This window comes from Rhodopila sp., from assembly GCF_035548235.1.
Lineage (GTDB): Bacteria > Pseudomonadota > Alphaproteobacteria > Acetobacterales > Acetobacteraceae > Rhodopila.
Window position 1 is genome coordinate 1 of the sequence record NZ_DASZTJ010000272.1, and the last position, 21,203, is coordinate 21,203.

At 65.3% G+C, this 21,203-nt stretch carries 22 protein-coding genes and 1 pseudogene; 13 read left to right on the forward strand and 10 right to left on the reverse strand.

Annotation, left to right across the window (positions count from 1 at the left end):
* The 3 genes and pseudogenes from VHB27_RS21760 to rimP all read right to left on the reverse strand — a co-directional run.
* Nucleotides 1–191 (reverse strand): annotated as a pseudogene (locus tag VHB27_RS21760) (hypothetical protein); the annotation flags it as partial.
* On the reverse strand, nucleotides 151–1,776 hold the full coding sequence (gene nusA, locus VHB27_RS21765) for a transcription termination factor NusA (RefSeq protein WP_325604528.1): 1,626 nt from the start codon (nucleotides 1,774–1,776) through the stop codon (nucleotides 151–153). The pseudogene VHB27_RS21760 and the gene nusA, both read right to left, overlap by 41 nt.
* Before the next feature lie 50 nt (nucleotides 1,777–1,826).
* Nucleotides 1,827–2,348, reverse strand: a complete 522-nt coding sequence (rimP, locus tag VHB27_RS21770; protein ID WP_408904032.1) for a ribosome maturation factor RimP — start codon at nucleotides 2,346–2,348, stop codon at nucleotides 1,827–1,829.
* A 143-nt stretch (nucleotides 2,349–2,491) separates the two neighbouring features.
* Here rimP and VHB27_RS21775 point away from each other — a divergent pair, with 143 nt between their 5' ends.
* The 3 genes from VHB27_RS21775 to VHB27_RS21785 all read left to right on the forward strand — a co-directional run bounded on the left by VHB27_RS21775 (nucleotide 2,492) and on the right by VHB27_RS21785 (nucleotide 5,445).
* Entirely contained in the window at nucleotides 2,492–3,604 is a 1,113-nt protein-coding gene (locus VHB27_RS21775) for an acyltransferase family protein (protein ID WP_325604530.1), read from the forward strand.
* Between the two features lie 219 nt (nucleotides 3,605–3,823).
* Nucleotides 3,824–4,672, forward strand: coding sequence for a TrmH family RNA methyltransferase (locus tag VHB27_RS21780; protein ID WP_408904033.1), 849 nt, complete (start codon nucleotides 3,824–3,826; stop codon nucleotides 4,670–4,672).
* Entirely contained in the window at nucleotides 4,669–5,445 is a 777-nt protein-coding gene (locus VHB27_RS21785) for a 2-keto-4-pentenoate hydratase (protein WP_325604534.1), read from the forward strand. The genes VHB27_RS21780 and VHB27_RS21785 overlap by 4 nt, the downstream gene beginning before the upstream one ends.
* A gap of 22 nt (nucleotides 5,446–5,467) precedes the next feature.
* Here the strand turns inward: VHB27_RS21785 and VHB27_RS21790 are convergent, their stop codons facing one another.
* The 3 genes from VHB27_RS21790 to VHB27_RS21800 form a co-directional block, all read right to left on the reverse strand.
* Complete coding sequence (locus VHB27_RS21790) at nucleotides 5,468–5,623, reverse strand: hypothetical protein (RefSeq protein ID WP_325604536.1); 156 nt, start codon at nucleotides 5,621–5,623, stop codon at nucleotides 5,468–5,470.
* 191 nt (nucleotides 5,624–5,814) lie between these two features.
* A complete protein-coding gene (locus VHB27_RS21795) occupies nucleotides 5,815–6,150 on the reverse strand; it encodes a DUF1491 family protein (RefSeq protein ID WP_325604538.1) in 336 nt (111 codons plus the stop codon).
* 10 nt (nucleotides 6,151–6,160) lie between these two features.
* Nucleotides 6,161–7,315 carry an acyl-CoA dehydrogenase family protein gene (locus tag VHB27_RS21800; RefSeq protein WP_325604540.1) on the reverse strand — a complete coding sequence of 385 codons (1,155 nt, stop codon included), beginning with the start codon at nucleotides 7,313–7,315 and terminating at the stop codon, nucleotides 6,161–6,163.
* A gap of 503 nt (nucleotides 7,316–7,818) precedes the next feature.
* On the opposite strand from VHB27_RS21800, the gene VHB27_RS21805 reads away from it, so the two are divergent.
* The gene (locus VHB27_RS21805) at nucleotides 7,819–9,168 is read left to right on the forward strand and encodes an ABC transporter substrate-binding protein (protein WP_325604542.1); all 1,350 of its coding nucleotides are present in this window, start codon (nucleotides 7,819–7,821) and stop codon (nucleotides 9,166–9,168) included.
* Between the two features lie 258 nt (nucleotides 9,169–9,426).
* Entirely contained in the window at nucleotides 9,427–10,782 is a 1,356-nt protein-coding gene (locus VHB27_RS21810; protein ID WP_325604545.1) for an MFS transporter, read from the forward strand.
* Nucleotides 10,783–10,887: 105 nt separating this feature from the next.
* Here the strand turns inward: VHB27_RS21810 and VHB27_RS21815 are convergent, their stop codons facing one another.
* Nucleotides 10,888–11,706 carry an enoyl-CoA hydratase gene (locus VHB27_RS21815; RefSeq protein WP_325604547.1) on the reverse strand — a complete coding sequence of 273 codons (819 nt, stop codon included), beginning with the start codon at nucleotides 11,704–11,706 and terminating at the stop codon, nucleotides 10,888–10,890.
* 1 nt (nucleotide 11,707) lies between these two features.
* Complete coding sequence (locus tag VHB27_RS21820; protein ID WP_325604549.1) at nucleotides 11,708–12,925, reverse strand: CaiB/BaiF CoA transferase family protein; 1,218 nt, start codon at nucleotides 12,923–12,925, stop codon at nucleotides 11,708–11,710.
* Nucleotides 12,926–13,013: 88 nt separating this feature from the next.
* Here VHB27_RS21820 and VHB27_RS21825 point away from each other — a divergent pair, with 88 nt between their 5' ends.
* The 3 genes from VHB27_RS21825 to VHB27_RS21835 all read left to right on the forward strand — a co-directional run bounded on the left by VHB27_RS21825 (nucleotide 13,014) and on the right by VHB27_RS21835 (nucleotide 15,313).
* The gene (locus VHB27_RS21825; RefSeq protein ID WP_325604551.1) at nucleotides 13,014–13,643 is read left to right on the forward strand and encodes a TMEM175 family protein; all 630 of its coding nucleotides are present in this window, start codon (nucleotides 13,014–13,016) and stop codon (nucleotides 13,641–13,643) included.
* Nucleotides 13,644–13,647: 4 nt separating this feature from the next.
* A complete protein-coding gene (locus VHB27_RS21830) occupies nucleotides 13,648–14,595 on the forward strand; it encodes an ion channel (protein ID WP_325604553.1) in 948 nt (315 codons plus the stop codon).
* A 343-nt stretch (nucleotides 14,596–14,938) separates the two neighbouring features.
* Entirely contained in the window at nucleotides 14,939–15,313 is a 375-nt protein-coding gene (locus VHB27_RS21835) for a response regulator (protein ID WP_325604554.1), read from the forward strand.
* A gap of 166 nt (nucleotides 15,314–15,479) precedes the next feature.
* Here the strand turns inward: VHB27_RS21835 and VHB27_RS21840 are convergent, their stop codons facing one another.
* Nucleotides 15,480–16,451 carry a dihydrodipicolinate synthase family protein gene (locus VHB27_RS21840; protein WP_325604556.1) on the reverse strand — a complete coding sequence of 324 codons (972 nt, stop codon included), beginning with the start codon at nucleotides 16,449–16,451 and terminating at the stop codon, nucleotides 15,480–15,482.
* Between the two features lie 141 nt (nucleotides 16,452–16,592).
* Between VHB27_RS21840 and VHB27_RS21845 the strand changes: the two genes are divergently transcribed.
* The 3 genes from VHB27_RS21845 to VHB27_RS21855 all read left to right on the forward strand — a co-directional run bounded on the left by VHB27_RS21845 (nucleotide 16,593) and on the right by VHB27_RS21855 (nucleotide 19,101).
* A complete protein-coding gene (locus VHB27_RS21845) occupies nucleotides 16,593–17,561 on the forward strand; it encodes a 2-hydroxyacid dehydrogenase (protein ID WP_325604558.1) in 969 nt (322 codons plus the stop codon).
* A 76-nt stretch (nucleotides 17,562–17,637) separates the two neighbouring features.
* The gene (locus tag VHB27_RS21850) at nucleotides 17,638–18,834 is read left to right on the forward strand and encodes a CaiB/BaiF CoA transferase family protein (protein ID WP_325604560.1); all 1,197 of its coding nucleotides are present in this window, start codon (nucleotides 17,638–17,640) and stop codon (nucleotides 18,832–18,834) included.
* A gap of 81 nt (nucleotides 18,835–18,915) precedes the next feature.
* Complete coding sequence (locus tag VHB27_RS21855; RefSeq protein WP_325604561.1) at nucleotides 18,916–19,101, forward strand: hypothetical protein; 186 nt, start codon at nucleotides 18,916–18,918, stop codon at nucleotides 19,099–19,101.
* A 134-nt stretch (nucleotides 19,102–19,235) separates the two neighbouring features.
* Here the strand turns inward: VHB27_RS21855 and VHB27_RS21860 are convergent, their stop codons facing one another.
* Entirely contained in the window at nucleotides 19,236–20,198 is a 963-nt protein-coding gene (locus VHB27_RS21860) for a hypothetical protein (RefSeq protein ID WP_325604562.1), read from the reverse strand.
* Between the two features lie 27 nt (nucleotides 20,199–20,225).
* Here VHB27_RS21860 and VHB27_RS21865 point away from each other — a divergent pair, with 27 nt between their 5' ends.
* Both VHB27_RS21865 and VHB27_RS21870 read left to right on the forward strand, forming a co-directional pair.
* Entirely contained in the window at nucleotides 20,226–20,720 is a 495-nt protein-coding gene (locus VHB27_RS21865; RefSeq protein WP_325604564.1) for an AbrB/MazE/SpoVT family DNA-binding domain-containing protein, read from the forward strand.
* Nucleotides 20,710–21,117: a PIN domain-containing protein gene (locus VHB27_RS21870; RefSeq protein WP_325604566.1), complete on the forward strand. Its 408-nt coding sequence runs from the start codon at nucleotides 20,710–20,712 to the stop codon at nucleotides 21,115–21,117. Before VHB27_RS21865 ends, VHB27_RS21870 begins: the two co-directional genes overlap by 11 nt.
* Nucleotides 21,118–21,203 lie beyond the last annotated feature (86 nt).

Here is a 21,203-nt window from a genome sequence, read left to right on the forward strand (position 1 = left end):
GGCACGACCTGGCGATCGGGGCCGAGGACGAAACGAATCATCCGCTCTTTCGGCAGCAGCGCGCGGGTGACGATGCAGCGCCGCAGCGGGCCGCTCTCGGGCTCCTCCAGCTCGGCGTCTTCGTCCTCGGTCTCCGCGATGGCGTCGAGTTCAGGCGTGGCCAGCCTCCCCCGCCTCGTGCCCGGCTTCATCACTGGTGGCATCATTGGCGGCATCCGCTTCCGGCGCGTGGCCATCGTCCGCGTGGACACCGTCCGCTTGGCCATCGTCCGCTTGGCCATCGTCGAACCAATGCGCGCGCGCCGCCATGATGACGGCGTTGGCGGTCTCTTCGTCCATGGCGTCGGCGCCGAGGATCTCCACCAGCTCGTCGGAGGCGAGGTCCGCCAGGTCGTCCAGCGTCTTCACGCCCTTCTTCCCAAGCGTCACCAGCATCTGCGGCGAGAGGACGTCGAAGGCGGCGAGGTCGTCGGTGACGCCCAGCGCGATACGTTCGTCGTTCAACTCGTTCGCCTTCTGCGCCAGGTAGCCCTCGGCGCGGCGGATCAGCTCCTCGGCGACGTTCTCGTCGAAGCCTTCGATGGCGGCGACTTCATCCAGCGGCGTATAAGCCAGTTCCTCGACGGTCGTGAAACCCTCGGTCACCAGCAGCCCCGCGATCATGTCGTCGACGTCCAGCGCTTCCACGAACAGCGCGGAGCGCCGGCGGAACTCTTCCTGGCGGCGCTCGGACTCTTCCGCTTCCGTCAGGATGTCGATGTCCCACCGCGTCAGTTGCGAGGCCAGCCGCACGTTCTGTCCGCGCCGGCCGATGGCGAGCGACAACTGCTCATCCGGCACGACCACTTCCACGCGGCCGGCTTCCTCATCCAGCACGACCTTGGTCACTTCCGCCGGGGCCAGCGCGTTGACGACGAAGGTCGCGGCCTGGCTGGACCAGGGGATGATGTCGATCTTCTCGCCCTGCAGCTCCTGCACGACGGCCTGCACGCGCGAGCCGCGCATGCCGACGCAGGCGCCGACCGGATCGATCGAGGAATCGCGGCTGATCACCGCCATCTTGGCGCGTGAGCCGGGATCGCGGGCGACCGCCTTGATCTCGATGATGCCGTCGTAGATCTCCGGCACCTCCTGCGCGAACAGCTTGGCGAGGAAGCCGGGATGCGTGCGCGACAGGAAGATCTGCGGGCCGCGCGGCTCTTCGCGCACGTCGTAGATATAGGCGCGCACGCGGTCGCCGTTGCGGAAGCTTTCGCGCGGAATCAATTCGTCACGCCGCAGCAACGCTTCCGCGCGCCCGAGCTCGACCATCAGGTTGCCGTACTCGGTGCGCTTGACGACGCCGTTGATGATCTCGCCGACGCGGTCCTTGAATTCCTCGTATTGTTTCTTGCGTTCGTATTCGCGGACGCGCTGCACGATCACCTGCTTGGCGGTCTGTGCCGGGATGCGGCCGAAATCGATCGGCGGCAGCGGGTCGACGATGAAGTCGCCGATCTGCTTGTCCGGAAACAGCTTGGCGGCGACGGTCGCGGAGAGCTGGGTCTCCTCGTTCTCCACCGTCTCGACGATCTCGGTCCAGCGCGACAGGCGCACATCGCCGGTCTTGCGGTCGATGGTCGCGCGGATGTCCTTCTCGTGGCCGTATTTGGCGCGGCCGGCTTTCTGGATGGCCTGTTCCATGGCCTCCAGCACTTCCTCGCGCTCGATATTTTTTTCGCGCGCGACGGATTCGGCTACCAGCAGCAGTTCGGGGCGGGCGATCGCGGTATCCATTGCAGCCTCTGTCGTCCTGTTCCGTGGGGTCGTTCCCGTTTGGGGGCGGTTCAGTTGGGGCGCGGTGGCGAAGCGGTGGCTTCGATCAACGCATCGGTCAAAACTAGTTTCGCGCGGCGGATATCGGGGTGGCGGAACGCCACTTCCTGGCCGTCATCCAACCGCAGGCGCGCGACGTCGGAGTCGGCACCCATGACGATGCCGGCGAACCGCTTGCGGCCGTTCAGGGGCACATGGGTTTCCACGCGCGCCAGATGGCCGGCGAAACGGTTCCAGTCCTTGACGCGGGTCAAGGGACGGTCGATGCCCGCCGAGCTGACTTCCAGCGTCCAGGCGCCCGGGATCGGGTCGTCGACGTCGATGGCGGCGCTGACGTCGTGGCTGATCTGCTCGCAATCTTCCACGGTGATGGCTGATCCGTCGGCGCGGTCGGCCATGATCTGCACGGTCAGCCGGTCGCGTCCCAGGATCGCCACCCGCACCAGTTCGAACCCCATCAGTTCGAGCCGCGGGGCGACGACGGCGGCCAGTTTCGCTTCCAGCGTGGTATGGGTCGGTTCGTTTCCGTCCAAGCCCGTTTTCCATTAAAAAAGGCGGCCCCTTGAGGCCACCCCGGTTCAGCGTCGGAGAGTTAAGTAGCCGTTCACTTAGCTCGCCGCTTACCCGTTTGCAAGGCTTCGCATCTTATTAACCATTCGCGGGCATCCTCGGCGCCATGAAGCGACTGGAATGCCTCGACGGATTGCGCGGCGTGCTGGCGGTGTATGTGTTGCTGGGGCACATGGCGCCGTTCGCGATTCTGCCCGGCTGGCTGCAGCAGGCGGTGTCGCATGGCGCGGCGGCGGTGCATCTGTTCTTCGCGCTGAGCGGGCTTGTGATCGTCCAGTCGCTCGATCGTGTGGGCGGGCGCGCGGCGCCGTTCCTGCTCGCGCGCGCCGGGCGGATCTTCCCGGTCTACCTGCCGGTGCTGGCGTTCGCGATCGCGGTGGAGCCGTTGTCCTGCGGGTTCCAGGCGATGCCGTGGCTCAATTGGACCAGCCCGGCGCACAGCATCTGCGTCAGCGGCTGGCCCTCCACCTGGCTGGCGGAGATCGCCGCGCACCTGACCATGACGCACGGCCTGTTCCCCGAGGCGATCCTGCCCGATGTCTGGGTCAGCTTCCTCGGTTCGGCCTGGAGCCTTTCGGCCGAGTGGCAATTCTACCTGCTGGCGGTGCTTGTCCCCCGGCGATGGCTCCTGGCGGCGCTGCTGGCGCTGGCCGCGGGCGGAACGGCATGGCGCCTGTGCGGGATCGCCGAGTGGCAGTTCAGCCGCGCGTTCCTGCCCAACCAGGCGCATTACTTCGCGCTGGGCGTCGCCAGCGTCGGGCTGGTACGCCGGCAAGCGAAGGCCGGGGTTGCCTATGCCCTCGTCCTGCTGGCCGCGCTTGCCGTCACGGCCAGCCTCGGCGTGGTGGAGAAGATGCTGCCGCCGCTGGTGTGGACCGGGTTCCTGCTGGTTCAGGTCGCGCCGTTCACGCGCAGCATGCGGATCGGACACCGGCTGCTGGCGAGTCCCGCGTGCCTGTGGCTGGGCGCCCTGTCCTACTGCATCTACCTGGTGAACGAGCCGATCCACAAAGTGATCGGTGCGCTGTTCGCCGCGGCGGCGCAGGGCGATGGCGGTACTTTCACGCTGCTTTGGGTGCCCGGTTCGATCGCGCTGCCGATCATCGCGGCCGCCGCCTTGAACGCGTGGCTGGAGCGCCCCGCCCTGCGCTGGGTCCGTCGTTCCGTCGATCGCCGGTTTCCGGCGGAGGATGGTGGCTGCGCACAGCTATCCTCGTAGCCGCTGCCAGGCCGTTTCGCGGCTGTGCAGGCGAACGGACGCGGTCTATAGAACCAGGTGATGAAACCGCCGCACAATAATCGTCCCGGTCGCGGACCATCCGATCGTCCCCCATTTCGCGATGGCGGGAACCGCCCCTTTGCCGCTCCGGGGACTCGCAATCCCGGACGGGACCGACCGCAAGGCGGCGGCGGGGGACCAAGCGGCAATCGGTTGTCGCTGGGCGGCGGGACGGAGAATCGCGACCAGAAACCCAGGCCGCAAGGCGGGAACTTCCAACCGCGCGACGGACAGCGGCAAGGGCGGCCGCATCATGACGGTCACCGGCAGGAGGGGGCACGGCATGGGCCGGACGCGCCGAAAGGCACCGTCTGGCTCTACGGCCACCACGCCGTCGCCGCCGCGCTCGCCAACCCCGCTCGTCGCCTGCGCCGCCTGCTGCTGACCGAGGAGGCCGAGGAGGCGATCGGCAAGCAGGTCCCGCAACCTTGGGCCATGACGCCGGAGCGGGTGGACCGCGGACGGCTGGACCACCTGCTGGGCCGCGACATCGTCCATCAAGGCGCGGCGCTGCTGGCCGACCCTCTGGCGCAGCCCAGTCTGCAGGCGGTGCTGGACCGGCGCGGTCCGATCGTCGTGCTGGACCAGGTCACCGACCCGCGCAATGTCGGCGCCATCATGCGCTCCGCCGCCGCGTTCGGTGCCGCCGCCGTGATCACCCAGGACCGCAATGCACCCGAGGAAACCGGAGCGCTGGCCAAGGCCGCCTCCGGCGCGCTGGAGACGCTGCCGCTGCTGCGGGCGGTCAATATCGCCCGCACCATCATCGCGCTGAAAGCCGCCAATGTGTGGTGCATCGGCCTGGATGCCGGCGGCAGGCCGCTGTCCGGGCCCGAGTTCGCCGATCGTCGCGTGGCGCTGGTGCTGGGCGCCGAGGGCGAAGGCCTGCGCCGCCTGACGCGGGAGACCTGCGACGAGGTCGCCGGCCTGACCATCAAAGGCGCGGTCGAAAGCCTCAACGTCTCGGCCGCCGCCTCCGTCGCCCTTTACGAACTCGCGCGGCGATGACGTTCGATCCCTTCCCGGCGGCGTTCGAACTGCAGCGGCATTGGCATGAGCGGCTGGTCGTCGGTGGCCTGCCGCCGGCCATCGCGCCACGGACCGAAGCGGAAGGGGTGATGGTGCAGCACACGGTCGCGGCGCTGCTGCACGCGATCCCGCCGGGCGGGTTCAAGCTGGGCGCCACGGGGCGGCGGATGCAGGCGTATCTTGGCATCCAAGCGCCGATCGCCGGGTTCATGCGGTCGGCCGACATCTATCGCGGCCACGCCGAACTGCCGTTCACTTATTTCCTGCATCCGGGCGTGGAATGCGAGGTCGCGGTCCGTCTTGCGCACGACCTGCCGCCGGGTCCGTGCTCGCTGGACCAGGCCCTGGCCGCGGTCGGCGAATTCTGTGCCGGAATCGAAATCGTCGAAAACCGGTATGACGGAGCGGTCGGCATGCCGATCCTGCTGGCCGACCAGATGTATCATGCGGCGGCGGTGATCGGGGACGAGGGAGAGGTCGATTGGCGCGACCTCGATATCGGCGCCCTGCGCGGCAGCATCGCCATCAAGGGCGGCAAGACCGACGAAGGCGTCACCACCGATCTTCTGGGCCATCCGCTGAACGGCCTGGCCTGGCTTGCGGGGTCGCCGCTGGCGGCGGCCTTCGGCGGGCTGAAGGAGGGCCAGGTGATCATGCTGGGCAGCGTCACGCCGCCGGTCTGGCTTGACGGTCCGGCGGAGGTCACCGTGTCCTTTCCGCCCATGCCCTCGGTCACGCTGACCCTGACATAGCGCGGCTCGAACCGAACGCCGGTCAATAGGTCTTCAGGCGGGAATGTCTGACGGTCTGGATCGCGCGGCCCCATAGATCGCGAAAGATGTCAGCGACTTCTTGAACGATCAGCCGTGTGCCGACGAGCGTCAGTTCCATCGCCTTGGCTTCGTCCGCCCAGAAATCCCGCGCAGGCATGCAGCTTTCCTTTCGATCTGTGGCCGAAAGGACGCTTCCTCATGTGTTGCATCGCAGCATGGATCGGTTCGCGGCCGCGTGCAACGGCCGTGTCGCGGCGCCTCCCCATGGCCTGGATCGACCGAGCCACGGACGACGAGAGGATTGGGGGCGAGGCGCGCGATAAGGGCCCGGATCGACCCCGCCGAACGTTATACGATCTTTCCTTCGAACGGCGGCAGGAAGTCGGGCGCCTCGAACTCAAGCACCCAGAGGTCGGGGTCGAACTTGACCTGCCGAGCGATATAGGCGTCGGCGGTCGCGTCATCGACCGGATCGGCGCCGGTCGCGCGCATCCAGGCCAGCTCACCGTCGGCGGAGCGCATCTGCGACAGGACCGAGACCTGGCTGCCATGCCGCAGCACGACCAGCACGCCGCCGGCATCCGGGTCGCCCTTGCGGATGACGGCGCCGTAGCGGCCGGCCGCGTTGCCCATCCGCAGGGCCATGCTGACCCACATGCCGGCCTTGACGCGGGCGCTGCTCATCGCGGGGGCGTCACTTCCCGATGATGCGACGCGCGATCGCCATGCGGTGGACCTCGGACGGTCCTTCGTAGACGCGCATGGTGCGGACCTTCTGCGCCATCAGTTGCAGCGGCAACTCCTTGGCCATGCCCATGGCGCCGAAGGCCTGCATCGCATGGTCGAGGACGTCGGTGGCCATTTCGGTGGCGAAAACCTTGATCATCGACGCTTCGTTGCGGACGTCCTTGCCGGCATCGGCCTTGGTGGCGGCGTCATAGACCATCAGGCGGCAGGCATGGATCCGGGTCGCGGCGTCGGCGATCCACCACTGGATCGCCTGCCGGTCCGCCAGGCGCTGGCCGAAGGTGACGCGCTGCTTCACGTGCTCGACCATCATCTCCAGCGCGCGGCGGCTGATGCCGATGCACCAGGAACCCATCTGCAGGCGGCGGACGGTCAGGCGGAGCTGCATCGGCGCGAAGCCCTTGCCTTCCTGGCCCAGGAGTTGCTTGGCGGGGATGCGGCAGTCCTCGAAAATCAGCTCATAGGTGCGCTGGCCGCCGATCATCGGGATCTCGCGCTCGATGATGAAGCCCTTGGTGCCGCGCTCCACGATGAAGGCGGTGACGCCCTCGTGCCGCCGGCCCTCGCCCGTGCGGGCCATGACGATGACGAAATCGGCCTTGGGTACGCGGCTGACCCAGATCTTGCGGCCGTTGATCACCCAGTCTTCGCCGTCGCGCACCGCGCGCGTGGTCATCCCCGCCGGATCGCCGCCCGCCCCGGGTTCCGAGATCGCGATCGCCGAATGCGCTTCTCCCCGCGCATAGGGGTCGAGGTATTTCGCCTTCTGCTCGTCGTTCGCCACCGAGATCAGCATGTGCAGGTTCGGGCTGTCGGGCGGGAAGGTGAACGGAACGCAGGTGCGTCCCTGCTCCTCATAGACGCCGACCAGCGCGGCATAGGGCAGGTTCGCGCCGCCGTATTCCTCCGGCACGTCGAGGCCCCAGAGGCCGAGTTCCCTGCATTTGGCCATCAGCGCGGCCTCGTCCTCGGGCGGCAGGCCCGAGGGTTTGCCGGACATCTCCCGCTCCAGCGTCGCCTTCTCCAGGGGCATGACGTCGCGTTCGACGAACTTGGCGACGAGATCCTGCAGCATGCGGTGTTCTTCGGGGAGTTCGAACATGTTGGGCGTTTCCTGCGGCGGTGACCAAGAAGGTGCAGTGTTAGGAGTTTGAGCAACGGGGGGCAATGTCGCGCGCCGGCGGCTGCGCCGATCGGGCGGCCGCGCGCGATCCCAAGCGCAGCGTCCGGCAGCACCCCATCCGGCGGCACCCCATCCGGCGACCGGCGCCGCGGGCGCGGTCACAAACACGTGGGGTCACGGCGCGTCCTTGTCGTTGCGGAGGCGTTGCTTCAGGATAGTCGGGCGGCCAGGCCCCAGGGTCGAGCCGCTGGCGTCCCTGATCGGGGCGGTGTCCGTCCGGTTCCTTTCCATCGGGCGGAGGATGGTCGCCTCGACCACTTGACAGGACGTTGTCCTGTCCCAGGCAGGCCCCCGGATTTGTCCGCGGGGCCCGTGAGTGATTCCGGCCGGTGAAGCAGGGCACTTCCAGAAAGCCACCGCTACCCCACGCCTATCAAAACGACCATCAAAAGAACAAAACAGATACAGGGAGACTATCCACTATGCGCAAAGCCTTCAAGGTCACCCGGCGCGGCGCCATCAAGCTGGCCGCCGCCGCCACTACCCTGCCGCTGGTCCATATCCGCACGGCGGGCGCTGCCGGCCATGTCAAGATCGGCTTCTGGGACCACTGGGTCCCGGGCGGCAATAACATCATGCAGAAACAGGTCGACGCATGGGCCGATAAGAACAAGGTCAGCGTCGAGGTCGACTTCATCACCGGCAACGGCAACAAGCTCAGTTTGACGGGCGCGGCCGAAGCCCAGGCGAAAACCGGCCATGACGTCATGACGTTCTACAATTGGGACGTCCACAACTACGCAGACGCGCTGGAGCCGATCGACGATGTCATGGCCCGGCTGATCGCCGCCAACGGCGAGGTCAACAAGGCCTGCACCTATCTGGCAAAAAAGAAGAAATCGGGCTGGGTCGCGGTACCGACCAGCAGCGGCACGCAGACCAAGCCGCCTTGCGCTCGGATCAGTTGGTTCCGTAAGCACGGCCTGGACGTGCAGGCCATGTATCCAGCGCGGGAGGCCACGTCCAAACTGGCGGAAGGCTGGACGTGGGAGGCGCTGCTGCACTACGCCGAACTGGCATCCAAGGATGGCATGACGTTCGGCTTGGGCATGGGCGGAAGCACGAACACCGACGCGACCGACACGCATGGCGCGTTGTTTCGGTCCTTCAACGCGTCGCTGGTCGACAGCGAAGGCGCGATTCAGCTCCACTCCGATCAGATGAAACAGGTGCTGGAGTTCGCGCAGCGCCTGGTCAAATTCTACCCCGACGAGGCTGTCAGCTTCGATGATGCGTCCAACAACCGCGCGCTGATCGCGGGCAAATCGGCGCTGATCTTCAACCCGCCCTCCGCCTGGGCCGTGGCCAAGCGCGACGCGCCACAGGTTGCGGCGGATTGCTGGACCTTCCCGGCCCCGTCCGGGCCTGCGGGCCGCTTCGTGCCGACGGCGAGTTTCTTCTGGGGCGTCTACAACTTCAGCCAGAACAAGTCCGCGGGGAAGGAATTGGTCGAATACCTGATGCAGCGTCCGCAGGTGGAGGCTCGCTGCAACGCGGTCGATGGCTACGATCTTCCGCCCTATGCGAAAATGGCCGACTTCAAGATCTGGGAGGAAGTCGAGCCGCCGAAGGGAACGGTCTATAACTACCCGATCCGCCCCTGGCACAACCAACAGGCAAGCCTGACCGCCTCCGAGGCGCCGCCCGACGTGGCCGTGCAGATCTATGCCAATGCGATCCACAACCAGATGCTGGCCCGTTTGAAGGAAGGCCAGACGATCCCGCAGGTCATCGCTTGGACGCAGGATCAACTGAGCGGTTTCATGCGCTAGGTACGATCGCCCGAGGGGGTGCCGCGCTCCACGATGACGGCGGTCACCCCCTCGTGCCGCCTGCCCTCACCCGCACGGGCCATGGCGGCGCCGGGAGCGCGCGTTATGAGACCGCACTTCGACGGCAATTCGGTCGACCGCCGACCGCGCGCATGACGCAACAGCAATCTGGAACCGCCTGGTTTCGGCGTTCGCCGTACCTATCTGAGAAGATGCTGCACCTATCCAACGAGACAAAACAAATTCAGGGAGACGCCGATGGATATAGGGCTTCATCGCAACGAACCTCTGCCGCCAGCCGTCAAGCGAACGGTGCTGGCAGGGTGTATCGGTTTCGCAGTCGATTTTTTCGACATTTACCTTCCGGTTCTCGCGCTGGCGCCTGTCATTCGCTACTTCGAGCCGCCGGGCCTCAGTCCCGCGGCCAGCACGACGATCTATTTCTTCACGTTCGCCGCCACCTTGTTCGGCCGTCCGTGCGGGGCGGTGATTTTCGGACACTGGGCCGACAAGCTTGGCCGACGGCGAACGACGATGATCAGCATTGCCGGGTTCGGCATCTTCACGGTGCTGATCGCGCTGCTCCCGGGATACGCGACCCTTGGGGTCTGGGCGCTGGTGCTGCTCATCGCCCTGCGTTTCATCGACGGCGTGTTCATGGGCGGTGAATATACGTCCAACAACATGCTGGCGCTGGAAATGGTGCCCAAGGACCGTCGAGGCTTTGTCGGAGGCGTGCTGCAAGGCGCCTTCCCCATCGGCTTCGCCCTGGTTTCCGCCGTGACCAGCTTCCTGCTCGGTGTCATGACGCAAGCGCAATACCTCGCCTGGGGCTGGCGTCTTGCATTCGTGTTTGGCGGCGTCCTGGCGTTCGCCTTCCTGATGTTCTACCGCTCGGTGCCGGAATCTGAAGTCTGGATGGAAAGCGAGAAAAGCACCGCGCCGCTGAAAGAGGTGTTTTCCGGCGACCACCTGCGCAACCTGATCCAGATCTTCGTGATGATGGTGGGATTCTGGTTTGCCTCGCAGGTCAACAGCATCCTGCCCGGAATCCTGATCCAGCAGTTGCACGTTCCCGCCAAGCTGACCTCCGACATCTTCCTCGCCGGCAGCATCGTGCTGTTTTTCGGCTTTGTCGGGTGCGGCCTGCTCAGCCAGGCCATCGGGCGGCGTCCGGCCATCGTTGCGTGCGGACTGGGCGTGCTGGTGGGGGGGACCGGTCTCTATTACCTGCTGGTGAACAGGGCGTTGGCAGGGGCCCCGCTGACGGAGACGGCTGCCGTAACGATCGCGTTCTACATCCTGACGGTGTCGCCTTGGGGGATCGTCACCACCTACATCTCGGAGCGCTTCCCCACGCATGTCAGGGCCAGCGGCTACGGTATCGGCTACAGTGCCGCCGTCGTCGTTCCGGCCTTCGCCGGGTTCTATCTTCTGGGGCTGTCGCACGTCATGCCTTACGTGTACTCCCCGCTCGTGCTGCTGGTGATCGCCGGGGTGCTGATGGTCATGGGGGCGTTGATGGGCCCTGAAACCCGGGACATGGACATGCGCGCTCCCGCGATCATGGGAACCGCCGAGGAACCGGCCGCTCCAAGGACGGCCGCGACCTGAAGGCGCGGCCGATCGACGGCCGCCCAGCGGCAGCGGACCATCCGGCGCTCTCAGCGAAGCGCCGGATGGTCACGTTGGGCAGGATCGGGATTAGCGGCTTACGGCTCAGCGGCCCGTGAACTTGGGCTGCCGCTTCTCCATGAACGCGGTGCGGCCTTCCTTGTAGTCTGCGCTGTTGAAGCAGATCTCCATCTGCTGCTGGATCGCCGTCATGTCGCGCTGGCTTTCGTCCTTCAGCATCTCGTTGATCGTCAGCTTCGACGCATAAACGGACAGCGGCGCGTTGTCGGCGATGGTGCGGGCGATATCCAGCACCACGTCGTTCAGCGCCTCTTCGTTCGTCATCTTGTTGATCAGCCCGATCCGTTCGGCTTCCTGCGCGTCGATGCGCTTGGCCGTGTACAGGATCATCCGTGCATGCGCCGGCCCGACCAGGTCGATCAGCCGCTTCACCGCATCCGGGGCGTAAGCGATGGACAGCCGAGCGGCGGGAATGCCGAACTGGCTGTCGGACGAAGCGATGCGGAGGTCGGCGCCCATCGCGATCGCCAGCCCGCCGCCCATGCAGAAGCCGCGGATACGGGCGATCGTGGGCTTCTTGAACGCCAGGAACTTCGCCCGTCCGATCCCGGTCGCGCGGTCATATTCTTTCTGCGCGTCGGCCGAGTTGCGGTTCTTCTCGAACTGGCTGATATCCGCCCCCGAAACGAACGCCTTGTGGCCGGCGCCGGTGACGATGACGACGCTGACCGAGGAATCCTCGGCGAACTCGTCCAGGATCTCGCCCAGGCCGGTCCACATCTCCATCGACATGGCGTTGCGCTTCTCGGGCTGGTTGAAGGTGATCAGCCCGACGCCGTCGTCCTTCGCCGCCAGCATCTTGCCGCCGGCGTACTCCTTGGTAACCGCGTTGTCCGGCAACATGTCAGATGGCCCCTTTCTTGCGCATGTCTTCGATATCGGCATCGGTGTAGCCGACGCTTTTCAGGATTTCGGCCTGGTGCTCGCCGGCGTCCGGCGTGTAGCGGCGCACGCCTTTCTTGAAACCGGAGATATTGATTGCGGATGCAACCACTTCCGCCTCGCCGACATAGGGGCTGCTCATGTTCGTCGCCATGCCCAGGTGCTTGACCTGCGGGTCGGCGAAGACCTGGTCGATCGTGTAGATCGGGCCGCAGGGGATGCCGTTCTCCTCGAACAGCTCGATCCAGTGGTTGGACGGCTTGGTCTTGGTGATCTCGCCGATCGCGGCGTTGATCGCCTTGCGGTCCTTGGAGCGGCCGACCTGGGTCTTCCAATCCTCCCGCTCCAGCCAGTCGGGACGTCCGATCGCCTGGCAGAACCGGGTGAAGACGCGCGAGGAGGAGGCGGCGATGTTGATATGTCCGTCGCTGGTCGGGAACACGCCGGTCGGGATGCCGGTCGGGTGGTCGTTGCCGGCCTGGCCCGCGACCTCCTGTTCCATCAGCCAGCGGCTGGCCTGGAAGTCGAGCATGAAGATCTGCGCTTCCAGCAGGCTGGTGGTGACCCAGCGGCCGACGCCGGTGCGCTGGCGGTCGAACAGCGCCATCATGCAGCCCAGCGCCAGCAGGTTGCCGGCGGTCAGGTCGTCGATCGGGATACCGACCCGCATCGGCCCCCTGCCCGGCTCGCCCGTGATCGACATCAGCCCGCCCATGCCCTGGGCGATCTGGTCAACGCCGGCTCGCTTGCCGTATGGCCCGTCCTGCCCGAAACCCGAGATGCTGCCGTAGACGATGCCCGGATTGACCGCCTTCACGTCGTCATAGGAGACCTTCAGCCGGTGCTTCACGTTGGCCCGCATGTTCTCCAGGATCACGTCGGCCTTGGCGGCCAGCTTCATGAACGCGGCATGACCTTCCGGGGTCTTCAGGTTCAGCGTGATCGCCCGCTTGTTGCGGTGGAGGTTCTGGAAGTCGAAGCCATGGCGCCGGCCGGCGACGTCTTCGCCTTCGCTCGCCGGCGGCTCGATGCGGATCACGTCCGCCCCCCAGTCGGCGAAATGCCGCACCGCCGTCGGCCCGGCACGCGCGAGCGTCAGGTCGAGCACGGTGATGCCGTTCAGCGGCAGGCGGGTCTTGCTGTCGGCGAAGGCGGCTTTATCGGCGGGGCTTTCAGGCATCAGGTGGTTCCTCCTGAGGGCGAATTGCGGGCATCATCCACCGATGCCGTGGAATGCTCAAGGGGCGGGACAAAGGGGACCGGGGAAAATGCCTACGCACTACAATGCGATCGCCGGACAAAGCGTGGAGCGTCTCGCGGCGCTGAGCGACGGCCTGTTCGCGGTCGCCATGACGCTGTTGGTGCTCGACCTCAAGGTCCCGGCGGCGGAGGCGATCAGGACCGAGGCGTCGCTCGTGCATGCCCTCGGCGACCTGGCGCCGCGGCTGCTGGTCTATCTCATGAGCTTCATCACCCTGGGCATCTTCTGGGTCGGACAGCAGACCCAGCTCAACCACCTCGCGCGCGGCGACCGTTACCTGACCTGGATCCATCTGGGGTTCCTGTTCGCGGTGACGCTGATGCCGTTTTCCACGTCGCTGATGGCGGAACTGATCGGGTTGCGCGTCGCCTTGGTGACGTACTGGCTGAACATCCTGGCACTCGGCGTGCTGCTCTATATCGCCTGGCGTTATGCCCGGACCGCGCAACTGGTCCGGGAGCAGGTCGACGCGGTCATCGATGGCGCGATGCGGCGTCGGATCGTCGTCGCGCAGGTGCTGTACGCGATCGGCGCGGCGCTGTGCGTGATCAACACCTATTGCAGCATCGGCTTCATCATGGTGGTGCAGTTGATCTACGTCGTCGGGCCGCGGCGCGGCATCCTCGCCAGGATGTAGGCACATGACGTCAAGCCACCGCCCGTCACGCCGGCACGGTTCGCGCTCCCCGTTCAAGCCGCAGGCCGTGGGATCGCTCAGCGGCAGCTTCAGCCTCGCGAAGATCGGCGCGCGGCGATTCGATCCGCGCGATCCCTATCATTTCGCCGTCAGCCTGTCCTGGCCCGCCTTCATCCTGGGCTTCCTGGGGTGCTGGCTCTCGATCAACCTGATCTTCGCGGTCCTCTACGTCCTCGATCCGCACGGCATCGTCAACGCACGGCCCGGCGCCTTCGGGGACGCGTTCTTCTTCAGCATCGAGACGCTGGCGACCGTCGGCTATGGCGTCATGGCGCCCGAGAGTACCTATGCGCATGTCGTCTCGGCGGTCGAGATCCTGGGCGGTACCTCGTTCTCCGCGATCGTCACCGGTCTGCTGTTCGTCCGCTTCTCCCGCCCCAAGCCACGGTTCCGGTTCGCCGACAACGCCGTCATCACCCGCCACAACGGTCATCCGACCCTGATGATCCGGCTGGTGAACGAGCGGCTGACGCCCATGACGGGGGCGAACGCCCGCCTGTTCGCCCTGGTCGGCGAGACGACGGACGAAGGCTATTTCTTCCGGCGCATCCATGACTTGCCGCTGGAGCAATCGCATCTGCCGCTATTCGTGATGCCCTGGACGGTGATGCACCGCATCGGGCCCGGCAGCCCGTTCTTCGGGCTTGACGCGACGACCCTGCCCTCCTCCGACGTCAGGCTTTTCGTGACGGTCGAGGCGCGGGATCGCGCGCTGGCGTCCGAGGTGCAGGACATCAAAGACTACCATCCCAGCCAGATCTGCCTGGGCATGCGCTATGCCGATGCCATCACCGTGAGCGACGACGGCAACGCCACCGCGGACCTTTCGCGCCTGAGCCTGCTGGAGCCAGACGGTACCGTTCCGGCGTCCGGTCAGATGGAACTATCGTGAGCCTGTGAGTGCCATACGATTCTCACGGTCCAGTCTCAGAGAATGCGACGATTCCCAATGAAATACAGCCTTGCTCGGCCAGCAAGAGGATAGGCCCTGACTGGGACTTATTGATCCTGAGTAAGCGGCGTTTAAAAAATCCATGTTATCCAGGCGTCATGCCACTCAACCGGGCTTTGCGGAGAAACAGGCATCATATGTAATAAAATTAGCAGGGTATCTCAGAAAAGATTATTTGCCAACCGCAGATGTTGCAAACGAACCTGATTGCAAATAGCATCGGTTGCAGCAGGTATCAGGAACATCTATGTCCCCCCAAGCTCCGAACGGGAAGAACGGGCAAATGAGTAAAAAACTCCTCGTCGTCGACGACCAGGACAGCATAACCAAAATCGTTTCTAAGGTTGGCGGTCAGCTCGGTTACGAGGTCAGAGCCTTGAACGATCCGACCAAGGCCTTCGATGAATTCGAAGGCTTCAGACCTGACGTGCTGGTCATCGATCTCGTCATGCCGGAAGTCGACGGGATAGATATCCTCCACAAGATCTTGGCGATGGGAACCAGCGCCCGGATCATCATCATGTCCGGCTTCGGCAAAAGCTACCTGCGGCTTGGGCAGGAGGTCGGGGTCTTCCACGACCATCCGGGAATCACGACGCTCGCCAAGCCGTTTCGCCGCGCGGAATTGATCGCCCTGCTGTCGAATGAGGGAACATAGCCGTGATCGGGTTGGGGCCGGTCCCGTTGTCCGATCGGAAACTGACCGCTCTATTGTTTCAAACATATGACATCAAACAGGACCGCCTCGACTGAGGTTGCCGAGAGGGAGGCCGCCGACAAAAAATTACAAAGCGGCACTGTCTCCCTTTATGCGGGGATTCGTCTCAATCTTTGATTTCATGCGACGAGATCAGCCCTTCCTCCCCCGCCTCCTTCAGCCGACGCATCAGCCGCGCCAGCATGTGCGACAGTTCGGCGTGGTCGGCTGAGTCCAGAACCGGGCCAGGCGCGCGAGTCCGAGCGGAGGCGATCAGGCCGCGCCGGCGGAAGACTTCCTTGCGGATGGCCAATCCAATGCCGGGCTGCCATTCGTGCCGGATCAGCGGCAGGAAGATGTCGTACAAATCTTCGCCGCCGTCCGGCTTGCCGGCAAAGAAACGATTGCAGACCTCGATCAGCATCTCGGGAAACGCGACGCCGGTGTTGGCGCCGTCCACGCCGCGCGCCAGTTCCTGCGGCAGGTGCAGCGCACTGTTGCCGACCAGGATGCTGACCCGGCGCCGGCCGCCCGGCTTTTCCTGCGCCCGTAGCTGGGAAATCTTGCGCAGCGCCGATCCTTCCTCATGCTTCAGCACCTGGACGTTCGGCACCCGCTCGACGATCCGGCCCATCGTGGCCGGCGACATGAAGACGCCGGATGCCTGTGGGTAATCCTGCAGCGCGATCGGCACGGCGGGGCCGATGCGTTCGGCGAAGGCCTCGAAATATCCCAGCACCTGCTCTTCGGTCCGCAATCCCGGCACCGGCCCGATCATGATGCCGGACGCGCCGGTATCCATCACAGCTTTAACAAAGGCCTGCATGTCATTGAAACCGCCCGGTTGAACGCCCGCGATGATCCGCGTGCGTCCGTCGACGCGCCGGACGACGCGCTTCAGCAGATCGAGCGATTCCGCCGCCGACAGCTTGCTCGCCTCCCCCAGGATCCCCAGCAGCGTGAAACCGGGCACACCGAGTTGGAGGAAGAAGTCGGTCATGCGGTCCATGCTGGCCGTATCGATGGCGCCGTCGTCGTGAAACGGCGTGACCGAAATCGGGAAAACGCCACGGGCACCGGAATCCAGGATCATCGTCATGTGCGCACCAAGCTGTCAGGGACTGCGGCCGGAAAGCTACCGCATCTCCGGCGGTTGACAACCGGGCAACGTCCCGGCTGAACCAAGGAGCGGTCCGCGTCGTCGTCACGGACTCGCAACCATGCAAGGGTGGGGTTAAGCATGCAAACGATCGTGTTCCTGCAGCCGCTGAATGCGGACCTGATCGCGGCGGTACGGTCCCGGCTGCCCGACGGGTTCTCGCTGCGCGTGCCCGAGACGGCAGACCCTGCGCATCTTCATGCCTGCGTTGCGGACGCTGCCTATGTCGTCACCTGGGACCTGGGCTTCGATGCCGCGCTGTTCGCCGCCGCGCCGCATGTGCGGCTGGTGCACAAATGGGGCGTGGGCGTCGACAACATCGACCTGGAGGCTGCCCGAGCGCGGGGGGTCACGGTGGCGCGGACGACAGGCAGCAATGCGCGGCCGGTGGCGGAATTCACCGTCGCCGCGATCCTGGCGCTGTCGCGCAGGCTGATCGAAGCCCATGTGACCACGCAGCAAGGCGAATGGCGAAAGAACGAGATCTGGCGCAGCAGTTCGATGCTGGGCGGCAAGATCGTCGGCATCGTCGGCTTCGGTCCGATCGGCCAGCAGGTCGCCCGCTGCCTGTCGGGGTTCGGCTGCACGCTGCTTTATTACAAACGCAACCGCATGCTGCTGCAGCACGAAAACGCACAGGGCGTCACCTATGCCCTGCTGCCCGAACTGCTGCGCAAATCCGACATCGTTACGCTGCACACGCCGCTGACCGAGGAAACGCGCGGCATGATCGACGCGGCGGCGCTGGCGACGATGAAACGGACGGCGATGCTGATCAACGTCGCGCGCGGCGGCGTGGTGAAGGAAGCCGACCTGGTCCACGCGCTGCGCAACGGGATGATCGCGGCCGCCGCCGTCGATGTGTTCGACCAGGAACCGCCGCCGCCGGACCATCCGCTGCTGCACATGGACAACGTGCTGGTGACGCCGCATATCGGCGCCGCGACATTCGACAATACGGGGCCTGCCCTCGACCACCTGATGCGGAACATCCTGGCCTTCGCACGCGGGGAACGGATTCCGGCATCGGATGTCGTTGTCGGCCCGTGACGACGGCGGCCGGATATTCCCGTGCTGCGGCGATCCGTTCTAACCTCGCCGGACAACGCACCAGGACCGACCAGGAATGACCACACCCACAGGGCCGCTATCGGGCTATCGCATCCTCGACCTGACCTCCGTCCTCTTTGGCCCGTTCGGCACCCAGACCCTTGGCGACTGGGGAGCCGAGGTCATCAAGATCGAGAGCCTGACGGGCGATAGCTGGCGGACCTCCGGCGTGTTCCGCAACCGCGGCATGAGCGGGCAGTTCATGGCGGTCAACCGCAACAAGCGCAGCATCGCGCTCGACCTGAAGCACCCGGACGGCAAGGCCGTGCTGAGGCGGCTGATCCCAACCGCAGACGCGCTGGTCAGCAATGTCCGTCCTGCCGGCCTCGCTCGCCTCGGCTTCGGCTACGAAGCGTGCTGCGAGCTGAAACCGGACCTGGTCTACGCCGTCGCCACCGGGTTCGGCCAGGATGGCCCCTGGCGCGCTCGGCCGGCCTTCGATGAGATCATCCAGGCGGCGTCCGGCTTCGCCTCGGCCATGGGCACCGATGACGAGCCGGCCTTTGTCCCAAGCCTGATCGGCGACAAGATCTGCGGGATGGCGTTGACGTCGGCGGTCACGGCGGCACTGCTGCACCGCGCCCGCACCGGACAGGGCCAGATGGTCGAGGTGCCGATGCTGGAGACGCTGGCGGCGTTCAACAGCATCGAGATGTTCGGCGGCATCGCCTTCGTCCCGCCTGTCGGACCGGCGGGCTACAAACGGATGAAAGCGCGCCGGCCGGTGCGGACCAAGGATGGGTGGTTGACGATGCTCCCCTACTCCGGTGCGAACTGGTGCGCGTTCTTCGAGGCCGTCGGCCATCCCGAGTGCATCGAAGAGTTCGGCGTCCGCGATCCGGTCAAACGGGCGCAGAACATCGATAAGGTCTACGACCGCATGCGCGACATCGCCCTGACCCGCACGACCGCCGAATGGGAGGAATTGCTGCTGCGCATCGACGTGCCGCACACGGCGTTCACCAAGCTGTCGCAGGTCGGCGAGCAGCCGCATCTGAAGGCTGTCGAGTTGTTCCAGGACGTGGAGCACCCCAGCGAAGGCACCCTCCGCCAGGCGCGCCCGCCTGCCCGGTTTTCCGCCTCTCCCGCCGGCGTCCGGCGCTTGGCCCCCCGGCTTGGAGAGCATACGCGGGAGGTGTTGCAGGAAGCGGGGTATGCCGAGGCGGAGATCGAGAGGTTGATCGAGAGCAAGGCCGTGGGGGCGGCTGCCTGAGCATCTGGATAGGAGAAGTCCCGCGACGCATTACCGCCGGAGGTTGCTTGTCGACAAATTCCGGATAGGTATAGTCCATCCATGGTCACATATAAGATTGAGCACGGCTCGTCGGACATTCCGGGCCGGTGGGTGATTTACGCTTTATGCGGCAATCATTTGCAGTGGGTGGTCGGCCATTACAAGGACAGGCAGCGGGCGCAGGACCGGCTGGACCGCATGCTGAAGGTCGCCGAAGCCGAAACGGTCGACGCGGACTTGGTCTGACGCCGCTCACCCGGGTTGTCTCATTGCGGGTTAGGGCCCCGTTGTCACCCTGGTCCTGAAACTGCGGCGCCTGTGGGACGTCAATGGGGATGCGGTCGCCGCCTTTGCGGTGACGGGCCATGAGGCTGCCGCCGTCAAGGGGCGCCCAAGGTTCCTTGAGTCACCTTTGACGGTGTGGCGGCGGTGGCACAGCCGTCGCTGCCGCGGACACTGGTCGCATATGCGTCCACGTCGCTGCTTGGCAACGGGATGACCATCCACTGGGCCGTGCCCTCACCGAGGGCCGCGATGGCCATCGTCCCCGGCCCGTGCCAGATGAGCGTCAGCGACCGGGTCAGCCAGATGTCCGGGGCGATGCGAGTGGCCTTGAAGCAGATGCCTTCAGCGGCGGCGATCGCGGCAACCCGCTCATGCGCCTTGTCAGTCAGGGAAACCGGCTCGCCGGGCGTGGAACGAAGGCCCAACAGCATCATGGTCTGGTCGAGCAGGTTGTTGGGGGCGGCCCGGAACGGGAAAAGTAGGGCGAACGTCAACGCTGCGGCTGCCATCACGTCGGCGACCAACCGACTGGCGTCTCTGGCGGGGGCCACCGGCTCGGTGCCCAGAAATAGCGTGTTCATCAGCCCCGCCAAAAGGAAATAGCCTAATTCGTAGACGAGGCCATAGCGCCCGGCAGACGCAAGTACGTAGATCAATGCGCACCAGAGCAAGAACATGACCCCCGAGGCGAGCCACAAAGGAAACTGCCTGAATGTGGAGATCATTCGCATCTTGGGATGCGCGCCCCTCCAGTTCACTCGATTCAATCCGACAACGAATAGGCAGCCGATCCAGAGGGTGGCGATCATGCCGTAGGTCAGGCCAACGGCGATCAGGCCGATAAAAAAGACCAGTATGATCAACAGGACACCAACGGCCGCCAGGGAGGAGACGTCGTAAAAGAACCGTTCCTTGGCTGCGTAAACGACCAGCAACAGGCCGCCGAGCGCGATTGCCACCTTGATTGCCTGGGTGACGACCGAGGATGCGAAATCGATGTGCTTCTGCGCCCGTTCGATATCCCATCCGCCTTCCGGCGACTGCTGCTGGTCAGGCACGGATTATGGAATCCCCTGTTGTCATCGATGGATTTTGTCCACTGGGGGCGCCGCCCGGTCAACCGTACCGTTTGTACCGATCAGGGTCGGCGGCTTGCCGGCCAGCCCATCGTCGGCATCGCTGACACGGCCGCCATGTCGGTGCGCACAGGTTGGTCGAGCCGCTTGGCGACACCCGCGGCGACGACCTCCGATCCGGACGACCTCCAATCCGCTGGCAAGGCGGTAGCCGCCTTGCCGGCCCGGTTGCACGCTATACATAGCGCCATCCGTATATCCACGGAGGGTCATATGTTGGCCGCTAAATGGGGCAATAGCCTTGCCGTTCGCCTTCCGGCCGCCGTTGTCGAGGCGCTTGAGCTACAAGAGGGCGACGAGATCGAAATTCACGTCGCCGACGCCCGGCAACTTGGCATTGCCCGCAAGCCTGGGCGCGAGGAATTGCTCAAGCGTCTTCGAACGTTCCGCGGCCGGCTGCCTTCCGATTTCAAGTTCGACCGAGACGAGGCCAATGCCCGCTAGCTTTCTCGACAGCAATATCCTCGTCTATCTCGCCTCGGGCGACACGGCCAAAGCAGACCGGGCGGAGGCGGTGGTGGCCTCCGGTGGGATCACCAGCGTCCAGGTCCTCGATGAACTCGCCGACGTGGCACGGCGCAAGATGCAGATGTCCTGGGATGATGTCCACCTGCTGCTGGATCTATTGCGAGGCGTACTGACGGTCCATCCGCTGACCCTCGAAACCCATGACACCGGCCTCGCGCTGGCGGAGCGGTATGGGTTGTCGACCTACGATTCCATGATCGCCGCATCCGCGCTCCTCGCCGGCTGCGACACGCTTTGGTCGGAAGACATGCAGGATGGACTGGTGCTCGAAGGCTCGCTTCGCATCGTCAGTCCGTTTCGTGCGGCAGGCTGAGCGTCGGCAGGAAGACCACGGGGCCGCTTGGCTGGGGGACCTGGCTTCGAACCAAGGATGCCCGGGTCAGAGCCGGGAGTTTTACC